Source organism: Micromonospora sp. NPDC049274, from assembly GCF_040678875.1.
Taxonomy (GTDB): domain Bacteria; phylum Actinomycetota; class Actinomycetes; order Mycobacteriales; family Micromonosporaceae; genus Micromonospora.
The window spans coordinates 126,055-145,245 of the sequence record NZ_JBFAQS010000012.1; the positions used below are offsets into that span (position 1 = coordinate 126,055).

Here is a 19,191-nt window from a genome sequence, read left to right on the forward strand (position 1 = left end):
TCTTGGGACCATCACGATGCAGACGCGAAGGCCGCCGATGTCAACGCCCATGCTGAGCGGACATAGGACGACGCCGGCGGGATTACTCGGCCCACAGGGACTGCCGCCTTCCCACGAAGTGATCGCTGATGGCACGGGTCACCCAGGAAGGCGATGCCATGTCAGAGTCGAGGCCGAGTCGGTCGATGAGGGCGGTGAGTCGTTGCCCGAGTAGGTCCAGGTTGTTCAGCAGGCTTTCGCCGGCGGCCGCCAGGCGGGGCGCCCACACAGTGGTGTGTTGCTCCACCGCGGTCGCGGCGTCGAGTTCGGCGGTGAACGCCTCGGCGAGCGCCGCCGGCGTGGGCAGCTCCGCCAGGTCGGGAATCGTCTGAGTGAGCCGCGCATTACGGATCGGGTTGGTCGACCGGAGCAGGCGCACCAGCTCGACAGCATCGGCAGCAGTCAGGGGCGGCGTGTCAGGCGGGTCGGGGGCCGCGGCCGGTATCCAGTCGCACCGTCCTGCGTTGCCCTTGACCTGACGCGCAATCTGACCCAGCGACCCGCGATACAGCTCCATGCTGAACCAGGAGGCGACCGGCTCGTGCGCGATGAACTCGACCTCGCGGAGTTGGCGAATACGCTGGTTTAGGCCGGCGGACCGAGACCTCAGCTCATGCCGTTCGCCGCGAAGCACCTCCACCAGCTTGCACAACTCTTCTTTGTCCGTGCCCGCCGTCAGGTCCGACAGCGCGTCTAGACCCGAGCCGACCTCGATGGCGGCGTTCCTACCATCGGTCATCAACACGCACAGGTCACGCAACGACGCCGGTACCTTCGCGCGAAGCTCACGCAGCGCCTGATCCTTCTGGCTGGTGACGAGCACCCGCTGACCGCGAGCCAGCAGCGCCGACACCAGATTGGCGATCGTGTGCGTCTTGCCGGTCCCGGGAGGCCCCTGAACTACGACACCCGTTTCCGAGCGAAGCAGCTCGATGACGTGCATCTGCTCATCGTTGGTGGGCAGCGGAAACAGCGGGTCGCTGCCGAGGACGTCGCCGCTGGCAGCGCCCTGATGCTTGAGCCACTGCTTGCGATCCTCGGGCTCGGTGTCCACCACCAGTTGGGCAAGCGCGACGGGCACTTGCGTGTCAGGTTGGCGCACCGCCTGACCGATGTGCTGGTAGGTCTCGGTCAGCAGTACCCGACTGCGCCGACGTACCACCAGCGCCGGCGAGAGACTAACCGTCGGTGCGCTCGGCAGCTCGTCTTCCATCACGATCGGTGGGGCTTCGGTATGCACGTCGGTGTCGAGACATTCCTCCAGCAGCTCCACGATCGGGCGCAGCAGCTCCAGCCATGGCCGGTTGCCGTCGACGATCGCCTGACGGTGAGGTCTTCCACGCTCGCTGCGGAACAACTCCTGGTCGCCGAGAAGTTCCCGGTCCTCGGTCCGGCGGCTTCCAGTCCCCATCGACACCGATACCTCAGCCGTGGCTCGATCCAGCCGCGCCACGACACTTTCGGTCGCAAGGTGGCGACGGAAACGCGTGCCGTCCGGGGCCGTCCACCGGAGCAGGCCAATCCCGAGAATGAGCTCGTACTCGTCGTTTTGCTGCTCCAACAGCTTGGCAGCGCGCTCAAGTTGCTCGTATAGCCGCCGGACCGCGTGTACGCGCTGTGTCTCGTCGGACCAGGCCTGCCACTGTTCGGACCAGGCGTCGAAGGCACGCACAATCCGACCGGGCGGCCCTGCGCGACCGTCCTCGTCCTGAGGCGGGCCGCTCAACAGGCGCGGCGCGGGACCACCTGCTTTACGCAGGGACTTCATGTCAAGCCACTCGTGCAGCAACTCCGGTGGCGCCGGCTCCGCTGGCGCCCGGGCCGGGCGTAAACGAATGATCACATCGTCGGCGGGGCTGGCTACCCACTGGACACCCTGCGGCAGGGCATCGAGCCAGACAAGGAGATCTGGTAGGTCGAGATCCTCCAAGATGTCGCAAACCGGATCCCGTTCGACTGCGGCTGTCACATCCACGAGAAAATCAATCAGCTTCGTAGTCTTCTCGATCGCATCCTGACTGAGAGTCACGCTCGCATGCACCCTCTGTTAGTTGACAGCAACGTCATAGACTGCGCTGCTTGCAGCCAAGATCACAAGGGTGATGCCGTGCGCGCAGCATGAGTGAACGGTCCGAGCAGGGGCGCGGCCCAAAATCGGGCACCCGTCGCCACCTCACCTCTGCGGTGTTCGCGGCCGGCGCCGCGATAGTCTGCAACGGATGAAGCCGTCGGCTCGAAGGTGAGGCTTGCCCGATGGGTACCAGCTACGAACCGATGAGTCTGGCCAGGTTGGCCACCCATCTGGCATCCGCGGACACCGACCAGACTCGCTGGAAACTCGTATGGGAGTTTCTGGAGGAGTACCGCTGGGAACCCGCCGAAACCAGGGTCGACCTGTTACGAGATGAGCCCGGGCTAACCGGAGACCCACGGTGGGACGCGCTGCTTGCCGCGCTCGCGGAGCACCTGCTAGCTCAGGCAGATCTTGCCCCGCCCGCATGGGTCGACGCACGTGTTCTGCGCCGGGCATGGTTCCCGGCCGAACTGGCCATCCACCGGGCCGACGCCCTGGCATGGGCCCCGGCTGCATTCCGGAAGCACGGTGTGTACCTCTCCGTTCACGACCTGGCCGCGGCGTGAGCGGATCAGACGGCGTCCTCATGGGGCGCGCGGAACTTGAACGCGCTTTCGCTCACCTGGGCGACCGGCTTGTCCGGCGCGGAGTCGTCGCTGACATATTCATCGTGGGTGGTGCCGCGATGGCGCTCGCCTACGACGCGAAACGGGTTACCAGGGACGTCGACGCGATGTTCGTCCCGCACGGAGTCGTCCTCGATGAGGCGCGTGCAGTGGCCGACGAACTGGGCCTACCGCCGTGGTGGCTCAACGAGCAGGCCAGCGTGTATGTATCCGGCAAGGACGACCCTGGCAAGCGGCGAGTCTTCGACCATCCTGGCCTGCGCGTGATGGCCGCCTCTCCAGAGCACATCTTCGCGATGAAAGCGCTCGCGGCGCGAACCCGCGACGTGGACGACCTTCGCGCCCTGGCGGCGCTGGCCAAGGTAACGACGGTGGACGACGCTAAACGTCTGTGCAGCGACTTTTACCCCGACGAAGCGATCTCGCCACGAGCAATGGGAGTTATCCGCGAACTTTTCGGATGATTCGGATCCCCCATGCAGCGCGGCGGTCAATGTGATCACTTCCGATGGCTCAGGCCTCTAAGCAGGATCCTCAGGTGTCCGCCAAAAGCGCGTGAAACGTGACCGTAAAGCGTGGCGCTTGCTCAGAATCCTATCTGCGGTTGTTCGCCTCGGACATGGAACGGTTGGTGCCGTCGGGGGAGAGGTGCTTCGGGAATCTGCCGTTCCTGTTCAGCGTCAGGGACGTGCGACGGCAGGATGGACAGTTCTGACGGCTGCGTGGACGCCTGCACTGTCTTGGGATATCACGATCCGCAGTGTGACGAGTCGTTCCCGAGGCATTGCATTCCTTCTGGGCGCCGTAGCTGAACAAGCCGTACGTCTCTTCACCGTAATGCCTCGGCAAAGTCTTGATCTTCGTGAGCTTCAGACGCAGACAACAGACGTCACAGTGGGCCAAGGGTAGCGACCTCCCGTGGCGGACGCTCCCGGCACCGATCGGCGTCCAGAGGGGATTTGCCACTGCATTCGCTGTGACGCTTCAGGGCTGATGCGCGGGGGAGCCATGAGCGGATGCTGCCCGAGGCCCGATCGAGGTCCCCTCTACTCAGGGGCAACGTATGTTGAGTCATGCACGGAAAGTATCGATCAGAGTGCGCAGGGTCAAGTGGAGTGATGCTCTGCGTGAAGCAGGTGCGGGTGGCCTCGATGCCCGCCCTGGCCTGGTATGCCAGCCTGCTCGTCGGGGCTTATGACGTCGCCATGACTGTCTACCGCAGCTCCGACACCGCGGCGGTCGGGCGACTCATCCGGACCCAGACCCTCGCCGAGGCGGTGCGAGCGCAGATCCGCGCGTGCAGGAGCACCGCGTTGCATCGCGCTGATCGGCATTGGATGCTCTGGCGCTGCGCGCGGTTGTGGTGAAATTCGGAATTCGACGAGGGCGGTGAACCTCGTGCGCTCACTACCGAAGAACGCGAGCGGTACGGGTTGCCGTCAACGCCGACCGACTGAAACTCACCAGGACCCAAGCGGTGGGCTCCAGCTTGATGCCTGCACGGTCATTTCGGTCGGTCGATAACCGAGCCGGCTGGCTGGCAAGCTTGGACACTACGCGTCCCAGCTTTGATTCATGCTCACGCACGGTAATGAGCGCGCGAGGTCGAGTCAAAGCTGGCCGTGCCGTAATCTATAAGCATGTGCACCCGTAATGGAGCACAGATGATACGTGCAAGAGTTCGAGTCCCCCTCGGACACATCATCACCACATATTGATCATGATCCGCGCAGGTTGACCTGCGCGGATCTTTCTCAGCGCGGTCAGCAGACGGAGCTGGTCGGCAGCCGTGGTCGTGGTGATCCCCAGTGCGAGCTGGGCCGGGTCTCTCGCAGACCGAGCGCGCGGTTCGCGGAGGCGAGGCCGCGCGAGCCTCCGATCCGCTGCCACAGGGCCACCGCCGCATCGTTGTCACTGGACACGATCATGGCCTCGGCCAACCGTCGGGTGTCGGCGCGCAGGGCCCTGCCCGGCGGGTTCTGGCGCAGCAGAAGGGCCGCGAGGATGTTGACCTTGACGATGCTGGCGGTCTCGAACCGTTTGGCGCCGACGGTCACCGCAGCCGTTCCTTGTCGGTCCAGCGCCGCGACCGCCAGGTGGCCGTCGTACCGCTGCACGTAGGCCTTGATTCGCGTTCTCGCCTGGGCGATCCGGTCGATGGCCGGCGTGGTGGGGATCGGACCGGCAGGGAAAGGACCGTGCGCTGGGCGGGCTCCGTCACCGTCGCGAGCACCGAAGGCGGCCGTCGCGACACCGGCCAGAGACATGGTGACCGCGGAGACGACCCAGCGGCGCGGCAGCTGCCGACCCTTCCGTTCAGCCAAGGCGGGCCACCGCCCTCGCCGCGATCTCATCCACCACGGCCTGGCTGCCCGGATCGGGCAACCGGACCGTCGAGACCGTCTCGCCTCGTTGCAGCACCACGACGTACGTGACGGTGTTCGGGACGTCGGCGTGCGCGATGGGACCTCGGAGAGACCCTGACCTTCACTGCCAATTCAAGAAGGTCATATTTACGCGATCGATGCTGTCTACCGGTCGCCCCGGCCTGACTGCGCCAGGGTCCGCCGTTCGACGGGCCCTGGCGCACAACAGAGAAGGTCAGCGCAGGGTGTCGATGTCGATGACGAACCGGTAGCGCACGTCCGAGGCGAGGACCCGCTCGTACGCGTCGTTGACGGCCTCGGCGCCGATGACTTCGACCTCGGGAGCGATGCCGCGCTCGGCGCAGAAGTCCAGCATCTCCTGCGTCTCGGCGATGCTGCCGATGCTGGAGCCGGCGAACGAGCGTCGATTTCCGAACAACGCGAACACCGGCACCGGCAGCGGCTCCGGCGGGGCGCCCACGCTGACAAGCGTGCCGTCCAGACGCAGCAGACCGAGGTAGCTGGCCATGTCGATGGGTGCGCTGACCGTGTTGATGATCAGGTCGAAGCTGTTCTTGAGCGCCTCGAACGTCGCCGGGTCCTTGGTGGCGTAGTAGTGCTCGGCGCCGAAGCGCAGGCCGTCGTCCTTCTTGCCCAGCGTCTGCGACAGCACGGTCACCTCAGCGCCCATCGCCGCGGCGATCTTGACAGCCATGTGGCCCAGACCACCGAGGCCCACCACGGCGACCTTCTTGCCGGGGCCAGCGTTCCAGTGCGCCAACGGAGAATAGGTGGTGATGCCCGCGCACAGCATCGGTGCGGCCGCCTCGTACGGGATGCTTTCCGGCACCCGCAGCACGAAGTCCTCGTCCACGACGACGTGGGTCGAGTACCCGCCCTGGGTCACGGTGCCGTCCCGGTCGACGCCCGCGTACGTCTGGGTGTTGCCCTTGAGGCAGTACTGCTCGTTTCCGATGCGGCAGTTCTCGCACTCGCGACACGAGTTGACCATGCAGCCCACACCAGCGCGGTCGCCGACGGCGTGGCGGGTGACGTCGGCGCCGACCTCGGTGATTCGGCCGACGATTTCGTGGCCAACGGTGAGCGGGTATGGAACGCTGCCCCAGTCGCCGCGCACGGTGTGGATGTCGGAGTGGCAGATGCCGGCGTAGCGGATTTCGATGAGAACATCGCGCGGGCCCAGGTCCCGCCGCTCGATAGTGGTCCGCACGAGCGGTTCGGTGGCAGAAGGCGCGGCGATGGCGTTGACGGTGAAGATGATGTCCTCCGGTGACGTGATGCTGACCTACCTGCACCTCACCACAGGTGCGGCGGCGCTGCGAGTCTCTGCCAATGGGTGTACTGCCAGTACCCCTTACACAAGCGGGGGCGCTGCTCCAGCCGATCAGGCGGGCAAGGAAGAGTCCGGTACGGCCCTGGAGTTCAGGGCGCGCTGTGGTGCAGGACGCCGTTACCTGTTGTTGCGGCGCCCGCCGCCGCCGTCTTTTACGCGCGGGCCAGCACGAGCAGGCCGATCATCGAGAGCGCCGCGCCGGCGACCATGAGCAGTGCCATCGGCACAGCGGTGTGCTCGCCGCCGAGCCCGGCGATCGGGGCGATGATCCCGGCGGCGACCCACTGGACGAACCCGAGAATCGCCGAACCGGTCCCGGGATGCTCGGGCACCTCCGCAGAGGCGAGCGCGCCGCCGTTGGGGCCGATGAGGCCTTGGGCGCTCATCAGCACGAAGAAGCAGACCACCGCGAGCAGCATCGGTGTGCCGAGCCACAGCGCGCCGACGAGCATCACCACACCCGCGGCGAGGGCCGCGACCTGCCCGACGAGAATGACCTTGCGGGTGGCGACCCGCCCGGCCAGCCGTGCGGCGATCAGCGCCGCCACCGTCATGCCGCCGGCATTGACGGCGAAGTCGACCGAGTACGCGATGGGCGACATTCCATTCATCGATTGCAACACGAACGCGGAGGTGGCGACATACGCAAACAGCGCACCCATCGCTGAACCGCTGACCAGCAGGTACCCGACGTAACGGCGCTGAGCGAGGACCCGCCGCCCGGCAACGGCGAACGCCCGCAGGCCACCGCCGTGGCGGCGATCGAACGGCAGCGACTCCGGCACGGCGAGCAGCACCGCCAGCGTCATCACCACACCCAGGGCCGCGACGACCCAGAACGACACCCGCCAGTGCGACATCTGCAGGATGACCGCGCCCAGCAGCGGACCGGCGATCGGGGCGACGCCGCCGACACCGGCGATCACGTTCAGCAGGCGAACCAGCCGCGCGCCGGCCGCCAGGTCGACGATCACCGCCCGGCCGATCACCATCGCCCAGCCGCCACTGAAGCCCTGCACCAGCCGGGCGACCATCATCACGCCGATGGACGGGGCGAGAGCACAGACGACCGAGGCAACGCTCATCATCACGATCGCGGCGATCAACGGCCGGCGCCGGCCCAGCTGGTCGGAGACCGGCCCGCCGATCAACTGGCCCAACGCCATCCCGACGAAGAACGTGGTCAGGGTGAGCTGCACCTGCGTCGCGGACGCGGACAGGTCCCCGGCGACGCGGGGGAACGCTGGCACGTACATGTCGGTCGCCAGCGGGGCGATCGCGGTCAGGAGGATCACGGTCGCGACCAGGGCGGAGGTGATCCGAGCCTGGCGGCGTACCGGGTCGGGAACGACGCTGGCTTCGGTGGCGGACGTGAGCGGGGACATTTCGTCCATCCGGGTGGTTGATACCGCGGTCATGCATCAAGCAGATCTCGCAGGCCGCGCCCGAAAAAGGCCCTGACAATGGGTGTACCAGCAGTACATCGCACCTCCCCGCGGCCCGTCGTATCGTCGAAGTCGTGGACAACCGAGTCGAAGTACGCGAGTTCCTCACCACCCGCCGCGCCAAGATCACCCCGGAGCAGGCCGGGATCCCGACCGCGGGGCAGCGCCGGGTACCAGGGCTACGGCGCAGCGAAGTCGCCGCGCTGGCCGGGATGAGCGTCGAGTACTACGCCAAACTCGAACGCGGTCAGCTTGCCGGTGTCTCCGCCAGCGTGCTGGACGCGATCGCCCGTGCGTTGCGACTCGACGACGCCGAACGGACTCACCTGCTCCGCCTCGCACAGGAGGCGAACGGCAGCAACGCGTTGCTGCGGCCGAGCCGCCGACCGAAGCAGTGGACGGTCCGGCCCAGCCTGCAATGGTCGCTCGACGCCATCACCACTCCGGCGATTCTGGTCAACAACCGGCAGGATCTGCTCGCCGCCAACCACCTCGGCCGAGCCATGTACAGCGACGTCTGCACCGACCCGGCGAACGTGCCCAACTTCGGCCGGTTCACCTTCCTCGACAGCGCCGCCCGCCGCTTCTACCCCGACTGGAACCTTGCCGCCGACATGACCGTCGCGAACCTGCGCACCGCAGCCGGCAAGGACCCACACGACAAGGGCCTACACGACCTGGTCGGCGAGTTGTCCACCCGCAGCGACGACTTCCGCCGCCGCTGGGGCGCCCACAACGTGCGCACCCACGGCACCGGCACCAAGAAGTTCCACCACCACGTCGTCGGCGAGCTCACCCTGGCGTACGAGAGCATGGACCTGCGCGCCGAGCCGGACCTCACCCTGACCATCTACGCCGCCGAGCCGGCCTCACCGACCGCCCAGGCGCTGGCTCTTCTCGCCTCCTGGGCCGCCACCGCCGTCGACAGCGACGAGTCGGTGCATCCGCTGTAACGGCCATCACATCGCGGGTGACCTTCTGCGGGGCATGTAGGCCTCGAGGTCGACATCGTCTTCGGCTGTCGCGGTGACCCTGTAGCCGACGGGTTACCAGGCGCGGAGCGGCCATTGCTGGACGCGCTTGTGGTCACTTGCGGTGGCGCCGTGGTCCGGCATCGAAGCTGTCGTGCTGTGGACGCAACATGCCGGCCGACCACAGTCCCGAACGTCGGCCTGCAGCGGCGGCCGGGTCCGCCGCCGCTGCCAGGCGCAAGGGCGCATGCTGCCGTCAGGCCGCGCCGCGAAGAAGCCGCGAAGACGGACGGGCGATCAGTTCCAGGGGTCGGCGTTCGGATTCTCGCCGAGCAGCCGCGCACTCTCCAGGCACAGGTCTTCGCCGAACAGTTGGTTGCCGTGGGAGTCGGTGCCCCACGCGTCGTCGGCGCAGGCAGCGATGGCCCGCCATGTATAGCCTTCAGCCCGCCATTGCCTCACTTGGCGCGCGATGTCCGTGGTCAGGGTCAGCCCCCACGCCTCCAGCACGTGGCCAATCTACGCTGAGCGTCCCGACGTGGCCGCCGGTGCGTCCGGATCTGCCGCTGAACATGCGCGACCCCTGCCAGCTATAGATGGTCGCAGTATGGAGAGCAACGACGGCCGAGGGGAGTAGGGCTCTCTGCTCGGTGACCTCCTCGGCGTGCGCGAAGAGGTCACCACCACAGCTAGGCTTGCGTGAGCTTCAGAGTTGCGCTGAGCGTCATCGGGGGTGGGGCAATGGGTCGTGTCGCCCCTCGGACACGACCCATAGGCCCACGGTGCGCGCTGAGATCGGTTTCAGCGTGCACCGTTTGCGCTTACGGGTGGTACGTCAGCCGCAGACCGAGCTGACGACAGACCTCGGCTTTGTCCGTAGGGTCCGCATCGCGGAGCACGGTGACGATGTTCCCGAGGGTTTGGACCAGCGTGGTGATCTCTGCCTGGGTCATCTGGCGTGGTGCGGCGGAGGTCCCTCCGTGCAGCTCGCTCTCTGCTCGAATCCGTTCGGCTTGTGTCTGGTCCATCCATTTGCTGACGGTCGAGGGATCGGCTCCCGCGTCCAGAGCCGCCCGGTAGCGCTGAGGTTTCGCGTCGCACTCGGTGATGGTCGCGCGGGCGGCGGTAATGGCGGGGGATGGGTGGTCGCCAAGGTGGGCGTCTCCCATCGTGGTGACCGTGTTATCGATGTGGTCGGGGTCGAACGCGGTGGCGAGCCAGGTGTTGAGTGGGTCGGTGAGGGTTTCCTCGCGGAGGTAGACGTTGCGGGGATGGTCGAGGTCGTTGGCGAGGGCGTATTCCTGGGAGGAAGCGGCAGCGGTAGTAGGCGGCGCCGTGGTTGTACTGGCCCTGCATGCGCCGGTTGCAGGCGGCGCAGTAGATCAGGCCGCGGAAGACGTACGGGTTGCGGGCGCGGTGTTGTCTTTGCGGGATGTCCAGGCCCAACCGGTGTCGTGCGAGCAGTGTCTGCGCCTGTTCGAAGGTGGTCTCATCGATGATCGGTGGGTGGGTGATCCCTTTGGAGATGACCCACTTGTCCCGCGGGTTCCAGCGCATGACACCGGTGTGACCGAGCGCGACGTCGTCAACGTCGAGAAGGACCTCGTCGGGCGTTGTTTGTTCCGGGACTTGGCTGCCCACTTCGTTGCGTTCTTTGACGCGAAGTCGTCCAGGACCTGGCGGTCAGTCGCGGTCCAGGCGGGAAGCTGCGCTATCCGCTCTTCTGCCTGCTCGGCGCTGTGGCCGCTACCGATCAGCCATGGGCGGGCTGTCCGTTGTCCTGCCGGCGGCAGGACTGCCGTGCGTGCCTTGACAGGGAGGCGGAGCAGCAGGACAGTCGACATATTCATAGACGTCCAACTATCTACGGCGAGGTGTGCCATGCGGAAGTCGTTGACTGCTGTGGCCGCCATCGTTGTTGCCATGGTCGCGATGATGGCCGCGATCTCACACGCCAGTGCGGCGAACGCGGCGGCCGGGTGTCGGGTGAACTACGTCGTCACCAGCCAGTGGACCGGTGGCTTCCACGCCGACATCGTGGTCACCAACCTGGGTGACCTCGTCAACGGGTGGACGCTGCGGTTCGCGTTCCCTGCAGTCGACCAGCGGCTCACGCAAACCTGGAGCGCCACCTGGGCCCAGGCGGGCCAGCAGGTCAGCGCGACCAATCTGGGCTGGAACGCGACCCTGGGCACCAATGGCTCCGCGAACATCGGGTTCGTTGGCGCCTGGTCGGGCAGCAACCCCATACCGGCGTCGTTCACGCTCAACGGCGTCACGTGCATCGGCGGCGTCCTGCCCAGCGTGACGCCGACCCGGACGACCACACCGCCGGTCGCTGACTACCCGGCGATCGTCACCTGGCTCAGCCCGACCGCCGGCGCGGTGTACACCACGCCGGGAACCGTCCCGCTGGCGGCGACCGCGACCGTGGGAGGCGGACACAGCATCACCTCGGTGTCGTTCCGGGTGGACGGCGTCACGGCGGCCCAGGGGGTGAGGACGACCGGCGACCGGTACGAGGCGCTGTGGACACCACCGATCGGCGAGCCCGGCACCAGCACCACCTTCGTGCTGTCCGTCTCGGCCGGCACCGACCAGTCGCTGCCTGGCGCTGCGCCGCCGTTGCTGGTCACGGTGGTGACGCCGGCGTCCACCGGCACCAACCACCCGCCGGCGGTGGCGTTGAGCACCCCCGGCGGGCAGACCTACTTCCTCGAGCCGACGACCGTCACGCTGGTCGCCGACGTCGCCGACACCGACCCCGGGGACCTCGTCAGCCGGGTGGAGCTTTACCTCGGCGCAACCCGGCTGGCCGTGACGCCGACCAACAGCGGACAGCGCTACCAGTTCCAGACGGCCCTGTCGGCCGGCACGTCGTCCACCTTCACCGTGCGGGTCCACGATTCCCACGGCGGCGTCGGCATCTCGAACCCGCTGACCTTCACCATCCGTTAGCGCCTCGCGACGAATTCGTCCGCAGATGCTCGCCCGACCCCTTCGGCGTCAGTCCGGCCACCGCGCACATGCACGGCGCTGGCCGGATCCGACTGAAGCGCCTACGCCGCCAACCGCTGCCCCCGCCGAGCCACCCCAATGGTGCGACCGGGCGCCCCGCCCACGCAGCCGAAGAGACCACCCCGGTGGCCGTAGCGGATTGGCGGAAGGCACTCGCAACGTAGGTAGCAATCCGACGAGATATGGGCAGCGGCTACCGATGTCGTCGCGGGCGGTGGAGGCAAGGGTGGACGCATGGCCTTTTCGCCGTCGTTCGCCCTCACCCGGGCCGAGGACCAGCTCGTGTTGCAGGTGTCGGTCAGCAACCTGCAGCCGCAGCTGCGCCCCGGCGCACCTAACGGTTACGACCTCAAGCTGGTTGTCGGCGCTGCCCAGGGGCACCTGTGGGTGCAGTTCCCCCCGCAGCAACTCCTGGAGAACGCCGCCCGGGGCGCCAGCCCGCGACTGGTGCAGACCAAGCCCATCTTCACGCCACCCAGCGACGTGGTGCTCGTGGTGCGCCCGTCGGACGGCCCGATCGACCTGTCCGTCGCCGGCATCCTGGCCGCGATCTCCCGGCTGGAGATCGTCCCCGGTGAACAGGGCGGCGCGGTCGACCCGCTCGACGCCCGGCCACCCCGGCCGGCCACCTCGGCGTACCACCTGGTCGCGGCCGCGATGGCCGGGCAGGTCGGCCGGCCGACGGACCCGGCCGCGGCGGCGGACCGGCGCCAGGACCGCGCGGCCCGCCGGGCCGCCGTCAGCCCACCACGATCCGGCGGTACGTCCAGCGCCCGCGCCGCCGACGCCTCGTTGGTGGCTGTCCCGCCGCCGGGCTTTCCGCAGGCGTCGCAGTTCCGCCTGCCCTACCTGCTCAACCTCCAGTCGCCCGGTGGCCACGTCCGGCTGCGGCACGCCGCCGCGGCCCGGGTGAACGCCGGCCGCACCGCCCTGTGGAGCACCCGGCTGGAGGTCACCTCGGTGGACTTCTCGGCCAGCGCCGAAGTGCCGCTGGCCGCGCGTTTCACCCACACCCCGCAGAGCAGCGCGCCGCAGCCGGGGTGGGCCGACGACGTCAACGACGCGCGGCTCAAGAACACCCTCAGGGCCGACCTGGGCGTCGAGATCTCCGAACAGTCGCGCACCATCGCGCCGGCCACCGTGCAGCGGCTCGCGCTGAGCAGCCTCGGCGGCTGGCTGCGCGTGCGTGGTGACTGGCCCGACCCGCCGCCGGGCTCCACGCCCGAGCAGATCGCCGCCACTGTCGCGCAGTGGCGCCACGACACGTCGATGGGCCGCGACCAGGCCCAACGGATCGTCGTGGTGGGCCGGCTCTACCCGTTCGGCCACCGGGCGATCTTCACCGAGGAGACGGTTCGGCGCTTCGAGAGCGGCAGCACTCGGGTCGCCGCGCTGCGCACTGCGGCGACCATCCTGGTCACCGACCCGCAGATGCCGTTCGTGCCGCCCGCCACGGCGGTGGCCGACGTGGGTGGCGACGCCCATCGGCGCTGGCCGTTCACCCGCGTCGACGTCGTCACCACTGTGACCCCGCCGCTGGAAGCCGTCCAGCCGCCCGGTGGGATGACCGGCTCGCGGGTGCTGCGGTTGGACGCCGCCACACCGTTCGCCTATCAGCTGGTCGGCTACGACCACGAGGGCAGCCCGGTGCCCTTCGCGCTGCCGCTGCTCTTCGTGCCCGGCACCGCCTCCGATGCGCAGGCCCGGGCGTTGTGGAACACCCTCGGCGGCGGGGCGCAGGTGCCCGAGAACGTCTTCCGGACCATCCAGACCGGCGGACAGCCGATGGCCGTCGCCCCGATGCCGGAGCCCGCGTCGGCGGCGACCCGGTCGGCGACCGGGTCGGCGGCCGACCTGGAAGTGCCTACCCCGGAGCAGGCCACGACGGTGCTCACCCGCAAGGTCGACCTGGCGCTGGATGCCGCCACCGGGCTGCCGGTCGCCCAACAGATCGTCGGGCGCATCGCCGCGCTGGACCGCTACGCGCCGGGGGCGAAGGAGGCGGTGCTGCAGTACGCCGCGCCGTACACCCAGGCGCTCTTCGACGGGGCGAACGCCCAGGGGCAGGTCTTCCTGAAGCTGATCGGCGAATCGCCCGCGGTCGGCCTGGCGCAGGAGGCCACCGGTGGGCTGGCCGCCCTCACCCTGAGCACCTCGGCGATCTCCCGGCAGTTCGGGGCGCTGGCGGGCGCGGACCTGACCACCCTGGCAGCCGGGGCGATGGACCTGTCGTTCCTCAAGGACGCCGACAAGCTGCTGGGTCTGGCCAGGATCAAGGATCTGCTGCCCACCGACGAGGGCATCGTCCGGGAGCTGGGCAAGGCCTACAAGATGGTCAGCGACCTGGTCGACGGCGTCGCCTCGCAGGTGATGACCTGGGACACCAAGCTCTTCGGCGACAAGCCGCAGGCCCGCTTCCACCAGGGCTTCGTGGTGTTACGGCCGCTGCGGAAGAACCCCGGTGACGCCAACAAGGCCCTCCTGAGGATCACCCAGACCACCGAGGTGGACACCGCCCGGCTGGAGACCCGGTCCACAAGCGAGTGCCTGGTCGAGCAGGTGGAGTTGCAGATCCACTCCACCACGACGCCGGCCTTCGACACCGTGCCGCTGCTCAGCGTGCCGATCAGGAGTATCCGGTTCACCAGCAGGGACGCCGGCAAGCCCGACGTCGACATCAAGCTGGGCGCGCTGCGCTACGGCCAGGTGCTCGCCTTCATCGCCACCCTGGCCGAGGTGATCGACCAGGAGGGTTTCTCCGACCCGCCGGCGCTGACCGTGACCCCGACCGGGGTGCGGTCCGGCTTCAGCTTTCCGGTGCCGTCGCTGGCGATAGGCGTCTTCGCGCTGGAGAACATCGCCATCTCCGCCGGCGCCGAACTGAACTTCACCGGCGACCCGTACCCGCTCTCCTTCGATCTTGGCTTTTCCACCCCGGACAACCCGTTCCGGCTGACCATCGCCGCGCTCGGCGGGGGTGGGCACCTCGCCATCGGCGTGGCCACCACCGGCTTGATCAAGTTGGTCGGTGCCCTGGAGTTCGGCGCCTCGCTCTCGGTAGACCTGTTCGTGGCGCGCGGGTCGGTGGAGGCGATGGGCGGTGTGCTCTTCGACATCGACGCCAGTAAGGACATCGCCCGGATCGGCGGCTACTTCCGCATCCGCGGCGAGGTCGAGGTCCTGAGCATCATCAGCGTCTCGATCACCCTGACGCTCACCCTCGACTACGACCTCGACTCCAACGAGCTGTACGGCTACGCCGAGATCGCCGTGGAGATCAAGGTGCTGTTCTTCAGCGAATCGGTGGTGGTGCCGATGGAGCGCCGCTTCGCCGGCCCCAGCGCCGATCCGACCTTCGCCCAGCTGATGGCGCCGACCGGGCGGCCCGGGCCGCGCCCGTGGGACACCTACTGCGCCGCGTTCGCACAGGAGTAGACGATGACGTACAGCGTGCTCTGGACCGTTCTGCCGGCCGGCTTCGCCGACGGCAAGGCGCAGCTCAGCCTGGTCGCCGCCCCGCGCGGCCAGGGCATCACCACGATCGGCGGTACGCCGCTGGCGGACTGGCCGGCGGTGGTCAACGCCCTCGGGCCACTCTTCCTGGCCGACGCCGGTGGCGGTGAGCCGCAGCCACTGACCCGGCGCAGTGAGCCGGCGTCGTCGCCGCTGTGGACGGCGCTCTTCGGCCCGGCCACCAGGGTGCTCACCAAGGCTGGTGGGCGTCGTGCGTTGGGAGCCGCCCGACCGGGACCGGCCTTCGCGGCCACCGCGACGGCTCTGGAGCAGATGTACGCCAGCGTCAACGGCACCAGCGCCACCGAATCGCTGGGCGCCGACCACGTCGTCCGACGGGCGATCGCCGCACTGGCCACCGTGGACAGTGATCCCCGGGTGGCGCGGGCGATGGGCCGGGAGGCCGGCGCCGCCCTGCTCGCCCCGGCGGCGACGTCGAACGCGACGCTGGCCACCGCGGTTCGGCGGCTGCGCCAGGAGGGCCACGAGGACCTGGCGATGGCGCTGCCGATCGCCGCCTACGCCCGGTGGCTACGCCGCGCGGGCGGTCCCCGCCGGGCACCCGGGCCGGGCGGGCGGGCCGCCGGTGGGCCGCTGACCGGGGTCAACTCGGTCACCCAGGCGGACTTCCACCAGGTCTGCACCCTGCTGATGGCGCACCCCGCGCTCTCCGTACCGCTGGGTCTCCGCGTTGATCTCGAGATGGCGCCGTTCGACGGCGCGCGCACCGTCCGGGTGGTGGACGCGGCCGGCCAGCCGCTGAACGGCCCGGTGCCCCGCTCCCAGCCCTTCAGCGCGGTGGTCAGCGACCCGACCGCGCGACGGTTCACCATGGCCACCGAGCCGGACGCCCGCGCCGAGATCGTCGGCGGGGTGCTCAACCTGCGTAACCCGGCTGCCACCTACGTGCTGACAAGTGTGGACGTGGCCAGCCTGAGCGGTCAGCTGGCGGCGGCGTCGACCGCGTCGGCGCGTTCCGGTGAGCCGCTGCCGGCCCGACTGCCGGTGCGCCGCGACGTCGGTTTGACCCTCGGCCAGCAGGCCCGTGCCGAGGCGGTGGTCAGCCACGCCACCAGCCGCACCGACGCGATCGCCTCGGCCGGCGCGCAGGCCCCCGCCGTGCTGTTCGCCGACGACGTGACCACCGGCTACCGGGTGGACGTGGCCACCGACGGCGGGCCGTTCCGGTCGCTCATGCGCCGCCGGGTGCGCTACACGGTGGGTGCGGTGACCATCGACGCCGACGACGAGGGCCGCACCGAGGCGGTGGTCGCCGCACAGCAGGATGACGAGTTCGGCGTCGTCCGGCTCGTCGTCGGTGAGGAGATCGCCGGGTGGGACGGCTGGGGCCTGTCGGTCGGCAAGCCGGGCCCGAAGGTGGGCGGCGACGGCCGCGGCAGCCCGGAGGTGGAGGAGATCGACAGCGTCCTCGCGCCCGGCTATCCGCTGCGCGCGGACGTCACCACCGCGCCGGGCACGCTACCGCGGCTGCGCTACGGACGCGGTTACCAGCTCCGGGCCCGGGCGGTGGACATCGCCGGCACCGCGATCGACCCGGACGTCTGCGATCCCACCCAGGTGCTGCCCACGGTGCGCTACCTCCGCCACGAGGCGGCCGGCTCGCCCACCCTGGTGCCGACCAGGCGCTTCACCGAGGGCGAGTCGCTGCTCCGGCTCGTGGTGCGCAGCGACGGCGACGGCACCCTGCTGGGCACCTGCGAGCGGCACGTCGCCGCACCGGACGGCCCGCAGATGCTGGCCGAGCGGCACGCCATGTTCGACGCGGCCTTCGGACCACAGGCCACCCCGGAGGTCCGCGAGCGGATGTTCGCCGTCGCCCGTCGGGAGGAGGGCTCGTTCCTCGATCCGATGGTGCCCGGCCCGGGCGGCGCGATGGTGCCCCAACCGGGCCTCCAGGTGGTCACCAGCGACCCGACCAGGACGGTCAAGGGCACTCTGCCGGTGCCGCGCGGTCGGGCGCTGCCCAACGGCGCCTACGTGGTGATCGACGCTCCGGCCGCCCTGCTGCCCTACCTGCCGGACCCGGCCGTCGCGGGCGTGGCCATCGGAGGCGTGCCGGGTGCGTCGCCCGTGGTGACCACGGGGTACGGGGGCAGCTGGCCGGATCTGCCGCCGGCGAAGCTGGTGGTCCGTCCGGTGGGGGCCGGCTCCAGCCTGGTGCAGGTCTCGGTGAAGAAGTCCGGTGGCCGATCGGTGCTGATCGTCGAGGTTCCCCCCGGCGTGGAGCAGACCTTCGAGCTGTCCAGCACGCTCCACCCCGACCGCCTGGACCACCTCGCCGTCGGCGCCGCCGACCCGCAGGACGTCCTCGACGGTCAGGTGCTGGGCCTGTCCTCCCGGCAACCGGTCACCGTGGTGCACGCGGTGCAGAAACCGCTGGTGGCGCCGGCCCTGGTCGGGCCGCCCACGGTCACCGCGACCGGCCCGACCGGGCACGTCACCGTCACCGCGCAGGTGCAGGCGCACCGGCCGACCACCGGCCGGGTGCACCTGGCGGCGTCCTGGCTCGAGGCGGTGGACGCCGGCACCGGCAGCGTCGAGCCGCAGTCGCGCACCGCCACGCTCGCCCCCACCGACCTGGAACGCACCGGTGGACCGGCGACGCTGACCGCGTCGCAGTTCTTCGGCGACACCCGGCACCGGGCGGTCACCTACCGACCCGTCGGGTCCACCCGGTTCCGGGAGTACTTCCCTCCCGTGCCGGACGGTGATCAGAGTCAACTGCGCGAGGGCGCCCCGATGCTGGTGCACGTGCCGAACCGGGCCGTGCCGCCACCACCGGACGTGCACTCGGTGGTGCCGTCGTTCCGCATCACCAGGGGCACGGAGTTCGGCGAGTGGACCAGCACCCGGGAGACGATGGGTGTGCGGGTGTGGCTCAACCGCCGCTGGAACCGCACCGGCGAGGGCGAAATGCTCGGCGTGGTGCTCTTCGCCAACCCGGCCGACGGTGACGTCGAGGAGGGCCGGGCGCTGTCCGGCCTGGTCACGCGCTGGGGGAGCGACCCGATCGAGGAGATCGGCCTCGGCGACCAGCAGCACCTCGTCGCCGACGACTTCGACGCACCGGGTCAGGTCACGAGCACCGTCACGCTGCTGGACCCGGCCGCGGGCGCCCGGCAGGTCACCGTCATAGGGCACCCGGTGCACTTCGACGCCGAGCGGGACCTGTGGTTCGCCGACATCGACGTGGACGTCGATCTCGCGGTGTGGCCGTTCCTGCGGCTGGGACTGGTGCGCTTCCAGCCGCACTCACTGCCCGGCCGCGCGATTTCCCGGGTGGTCACCACCGACCTGGTCCAGCTGCCCCCGCACCGGCAGATCAGGGTGAAGAAGTTCGGGACCACCGGAGTACGGGTCAACGTCTTCGGCAAGCCCACCGCCGCGAGCGAGTTCACCATGCGGCACGAGCGCCGGATGCCGGACCCCTTCCTGGCCAGCTCCGACATCGGCTCCGATGTCGGCGTCCGGGCGCAGGAGGGCACCACCGGCACACCCGGTGACGGCTGGCGGGTCACCACCCTGCCCGCACCGGCCGGTGGCATCGCCGCGATGCGCCTGGAGTGGGTGGCCACCGAGGCGCCACCGGATCAGCTCATGCGCGAGTTGCGCGCCGGCCGGGTCGTGGTGCAGGAGCGCCAGCGCGGCTGGGCGGTCACCGGTCCGGGCGAAGCCCTGCGGACGGTCTACACCGAGGTCTTCGACCGCGCGGTGATCGATCCCAACCTGCCGGCCACCACCGCCGCGACCGAGGAGAGCTGAGC

At 69.3% G+C, this 19,191-nt stretch carries 14 protein-coding genes; 7 read left to right on the plus strand and 7 right to left on the minus strand.

The features are described 5' to 3' along the window. Positions 1-82: 82 nt before the first annotated feature. Positions 83-2,068, minus strand: a complete 1,986-nt coding sequence (locus AB0K10_RS22520) for an AAA domain-containing protein (protein WP_363686377.1) — start codon at positions 2,066-2,068, stop codon at positions 83-85. 224 nt (positions 2,069-2,292) lie between these two features. On the opposite strand from AB0K10_RS22520, the gene AB0K10_RS22525 reads away from it, so the two are divergent. The 3 genes from AB0K10_RS22525 (at position 2,293) to AB0K10_RS22535 (ending at position 4,106) form a co-directional block, all read left to right on the plus strand. Beyond that, positions 2,293-2,679: a hypothetical protein gene (locus AB0K10_RS22525; RefSeq protein ID WP_139586411.1), complete on the plus strand. Its 387-nt coding sequence runs from the start codon at positions 2,293-2,295 to the stop codon at positions 2,677-2,679. A 20-nt stretch (positions 2,680-2,699) separates the two neighbouring features. After that, on the plus strand, positions 2,700-3,203 hold the full coding sequence (locus AB0K10_RS22530; protein ID WP_363686470.1) for a DUF6036 family nucleotidyltransferase: 504 nt from the start codon (positions 2,700-2,702) through the stop codon (positions 3,201-3,203). A gap of 654 nt (positions 3,204-3,857) precedes the next feature. Beyond that, positions 3,858-4,106 carry a hypothetical protein gene (locus tag AB0K10_RS22535; protein ID WP_363686379.1) on the plus strand — a complete coding sequence of 83 codons (249 nt, stop codon included), beginning with the start codon at positions 3,858-3,860 and terminating at the stop codon, positions 4,104-4,106. Positions 4,107-4,502: 396 nt separating this feature from the next. Here AB0K10_RS22535 and AB0K10_RS22540 read toward each other — a convergent pair whose 3' ends face one another. The 3 genes from AB0K10_RS22540 to AB0K10_RS22550 form a co-directional block, all read right to left on the minus strand. Continuing rightward, complete coding sequence (locus AB0K10_RS22540) at positions 4,503-5,063, minus strand: hypothetical protein (RefSeq protein WP_363686381.1); 561 nt, start codon at positions 5,061-5,063, stop codon at positions 4,503-4,505. A gap of 277 nt (positions 5,064-5,340) precedes the next feature. Then, entirely contained in the window at positions 5,341-6,384 is a 1,044-nt protein-coding gene (locus AB0K10_RS22545) for an NAD(P)-dependent alcohol dehydrogenase (protein WP_363686472.1), read from the minus strand. Between the two features lie 227 nt (positions 6,385-6,611). Then, positions 6,612-7,877: a multidrug effflux MFS transporter gene (locus tag AB0K10_RS22550; protein ID WP_363686383.1), complete on the minus strand. Its 1,266-nt coding sequence runs from the start codon at positions 7,875-7,877 to the stop codon at positions 6,612-6,614. 101 nt (positions 7,878-7,978) lie between these two features. Between AB0K10_RS22550 and AB0K10_RS22555 the strand changes: the two genes are divergently transcribed. Further along, positions 7,979-8,857, plus strand: a complete 879-nt coding sequence (locus tag AB0K10_RS22555) for a helix-turn-helix transcriptional regulator (RefSeq protein WP_363686385.1) — start codon at positions 7,979-7,981, stop codon at positions 8,855-8,857. A gap of 315 nt (positions 8,858-9,172) precedes the next feature. Here the strand turns inward: AB0K10_RS22555 and AB0K10_RS22560 are convergent, their stop codons facing one another. The 3 genes from AB0K10_RS22560 to AB0K10_RS22570 form a co-directional block, all read right to left on the minus strand. After that, entirely contained in the window at positions 9,173-9,385 is a 213-nt protein-coding gene (locus AB0K10_RS22560; RefSeq protein ID WP_363686387.1) for a hypothetical protein, read from the minus strand. 311 nt (positions 9,386-9,696) lie between these two features. Beyond that, the gene (locus AB0K10_RS22565) at positions 9,697-10,044 is read right to left on the minus strand and encodes a hypothetical protein (RefSeq protein ID WP_363686389.1); all 348 of its coding nucleotides are present in this window, start codon (positions 10,042-10,044) and stop codon (positions 9,697-9,699) included. Positions 10,045-10,057: 13 nt separating this feature from the next. Then, positions 10,058-10,432, minus strand: a complete 375-nt coding sequence (locus AB0K10_RS22570) for a recombinase zinc beta ribbon domain-containing protein (RefSeq protein ID WP_363686474.1) — start codon at positions 10,430-10,432, stop codon at positions 10,058-10,060. 378 nt (positions 10,433-10,810) lie between these two features. Here AB0K10_RS22570 and AB0K10_RS22575 point away from each other — a divergent pair, with 378 nt between their 5' ends. The 3 genes from AB0K10_RS22575 (at position 10,811) to AB0K10_RS22585 (ending at position 19,189) form a co-directional block, all read left to right on the plus strand. Then, a complete protein-coding gene (locus tag AB0K10_RS22575; RefSeq protein WP_363686476.1) occupies positions 10,811-11,833 on the plus strand; it encodes a cellulose binding domain-containing protein in 1,023 nt (340 codons plus the stop codon). A gap of 294 nt (positions 11,834-12,127) precedes the next feature. Beyond that, on the plus strand, positions 12,128-15,328 hold the full coding sequence (locus tag AB0K10_RS22580) for a hypothetical protein (RefSeq protein WP_363686391.1): 3,201 nt from the start codon (positions 12,128-12,130) through the stop codon (positions 15,326-15,328). A 3-nt stretch (positions 15,329-15,331) separates the two neighbouring features. Further along, complete coding sequence (locus tag AB0K10_RS22585; protein ID WP_363686393.1) at positions 15,332-19,189, plus strand: hypothetical protein; 3,858 nt, start codon at positions 15,332-15,334, stop codon at positions 19,187-19,189. The last annotated feature ends 2 nt before the right edge of the window (positions 19,190-19,191 follow it).

Excerpts from the sequence above, each read along its gene's own strand:
- AB0K10_RS22585 (WP_363686393.1), top strand. The coding sequence starts at position 15,332 with ATGACGTACAGCGTGCTCTGGACCGTTCTGCCGGCCGGCTTCGCCGAC.
- AB0K10_RS22525 (WP_139586411.1), top strand. The coding sequence starts at position 2,293 with ATGGGTACCAGCTACGAACCGATGAGTCTGGCCAGGTTGGCCACCCAT.
- AB0K10_RS22535 (WP_363686379.1), top strand. The coding sequence starts at position 3,858 with ATGCTCTGCGTGAAGCAGGTGCGGGTGGCCTCGATGCCCGCCCTGGCC.
- AB0K10_RS22550 (WP_363686383.1), bottom strand. The coding sequence starts at position 7,877 with ATGACCGCGGTATCAACCACCCGGATGGACGAAATGTCCCCGCTCACG.
- AB0K10_RS22580 (WP_363686391.1), top strand. The coding sequence starts at position 12,128 with ATGGCCTTTTCGCCGTCGTTCGCCCTCACCCGGGCCGAGGACCAGCTC.
- AB0K10_RS22565 (WP_363686389.1), bottom strand. The coding sequence starts at position 10,044 with ATGGGAGACGCCCACCTTGGCGACCACCCATCCCCCGCCATTACCGCC.
- AB0K10_RS22570 (WP_363686474.1), bottom strand. The coding sequence starts at position 10,432 with ATGCGCTGGAACCCGCGGGACAAGTGGGTCATCTCCAAAGGGATCACC.
- AB0K10_RS22530 (WP_363686470.1), top strand. The coding sequence starts at position 2,700 with ATGGGGCGCGCGGAACTTGAACGCGCTTTCGCTCACCTGGGCGACCGG.
- AB0K10_RS22575 (WP_363686476.1), top strand. The coding sequence starts at position 10,811 with ATGGCCGCGATCTCACACGCCAGTGCGGCGAACGCGGCGGCCGGGTGT.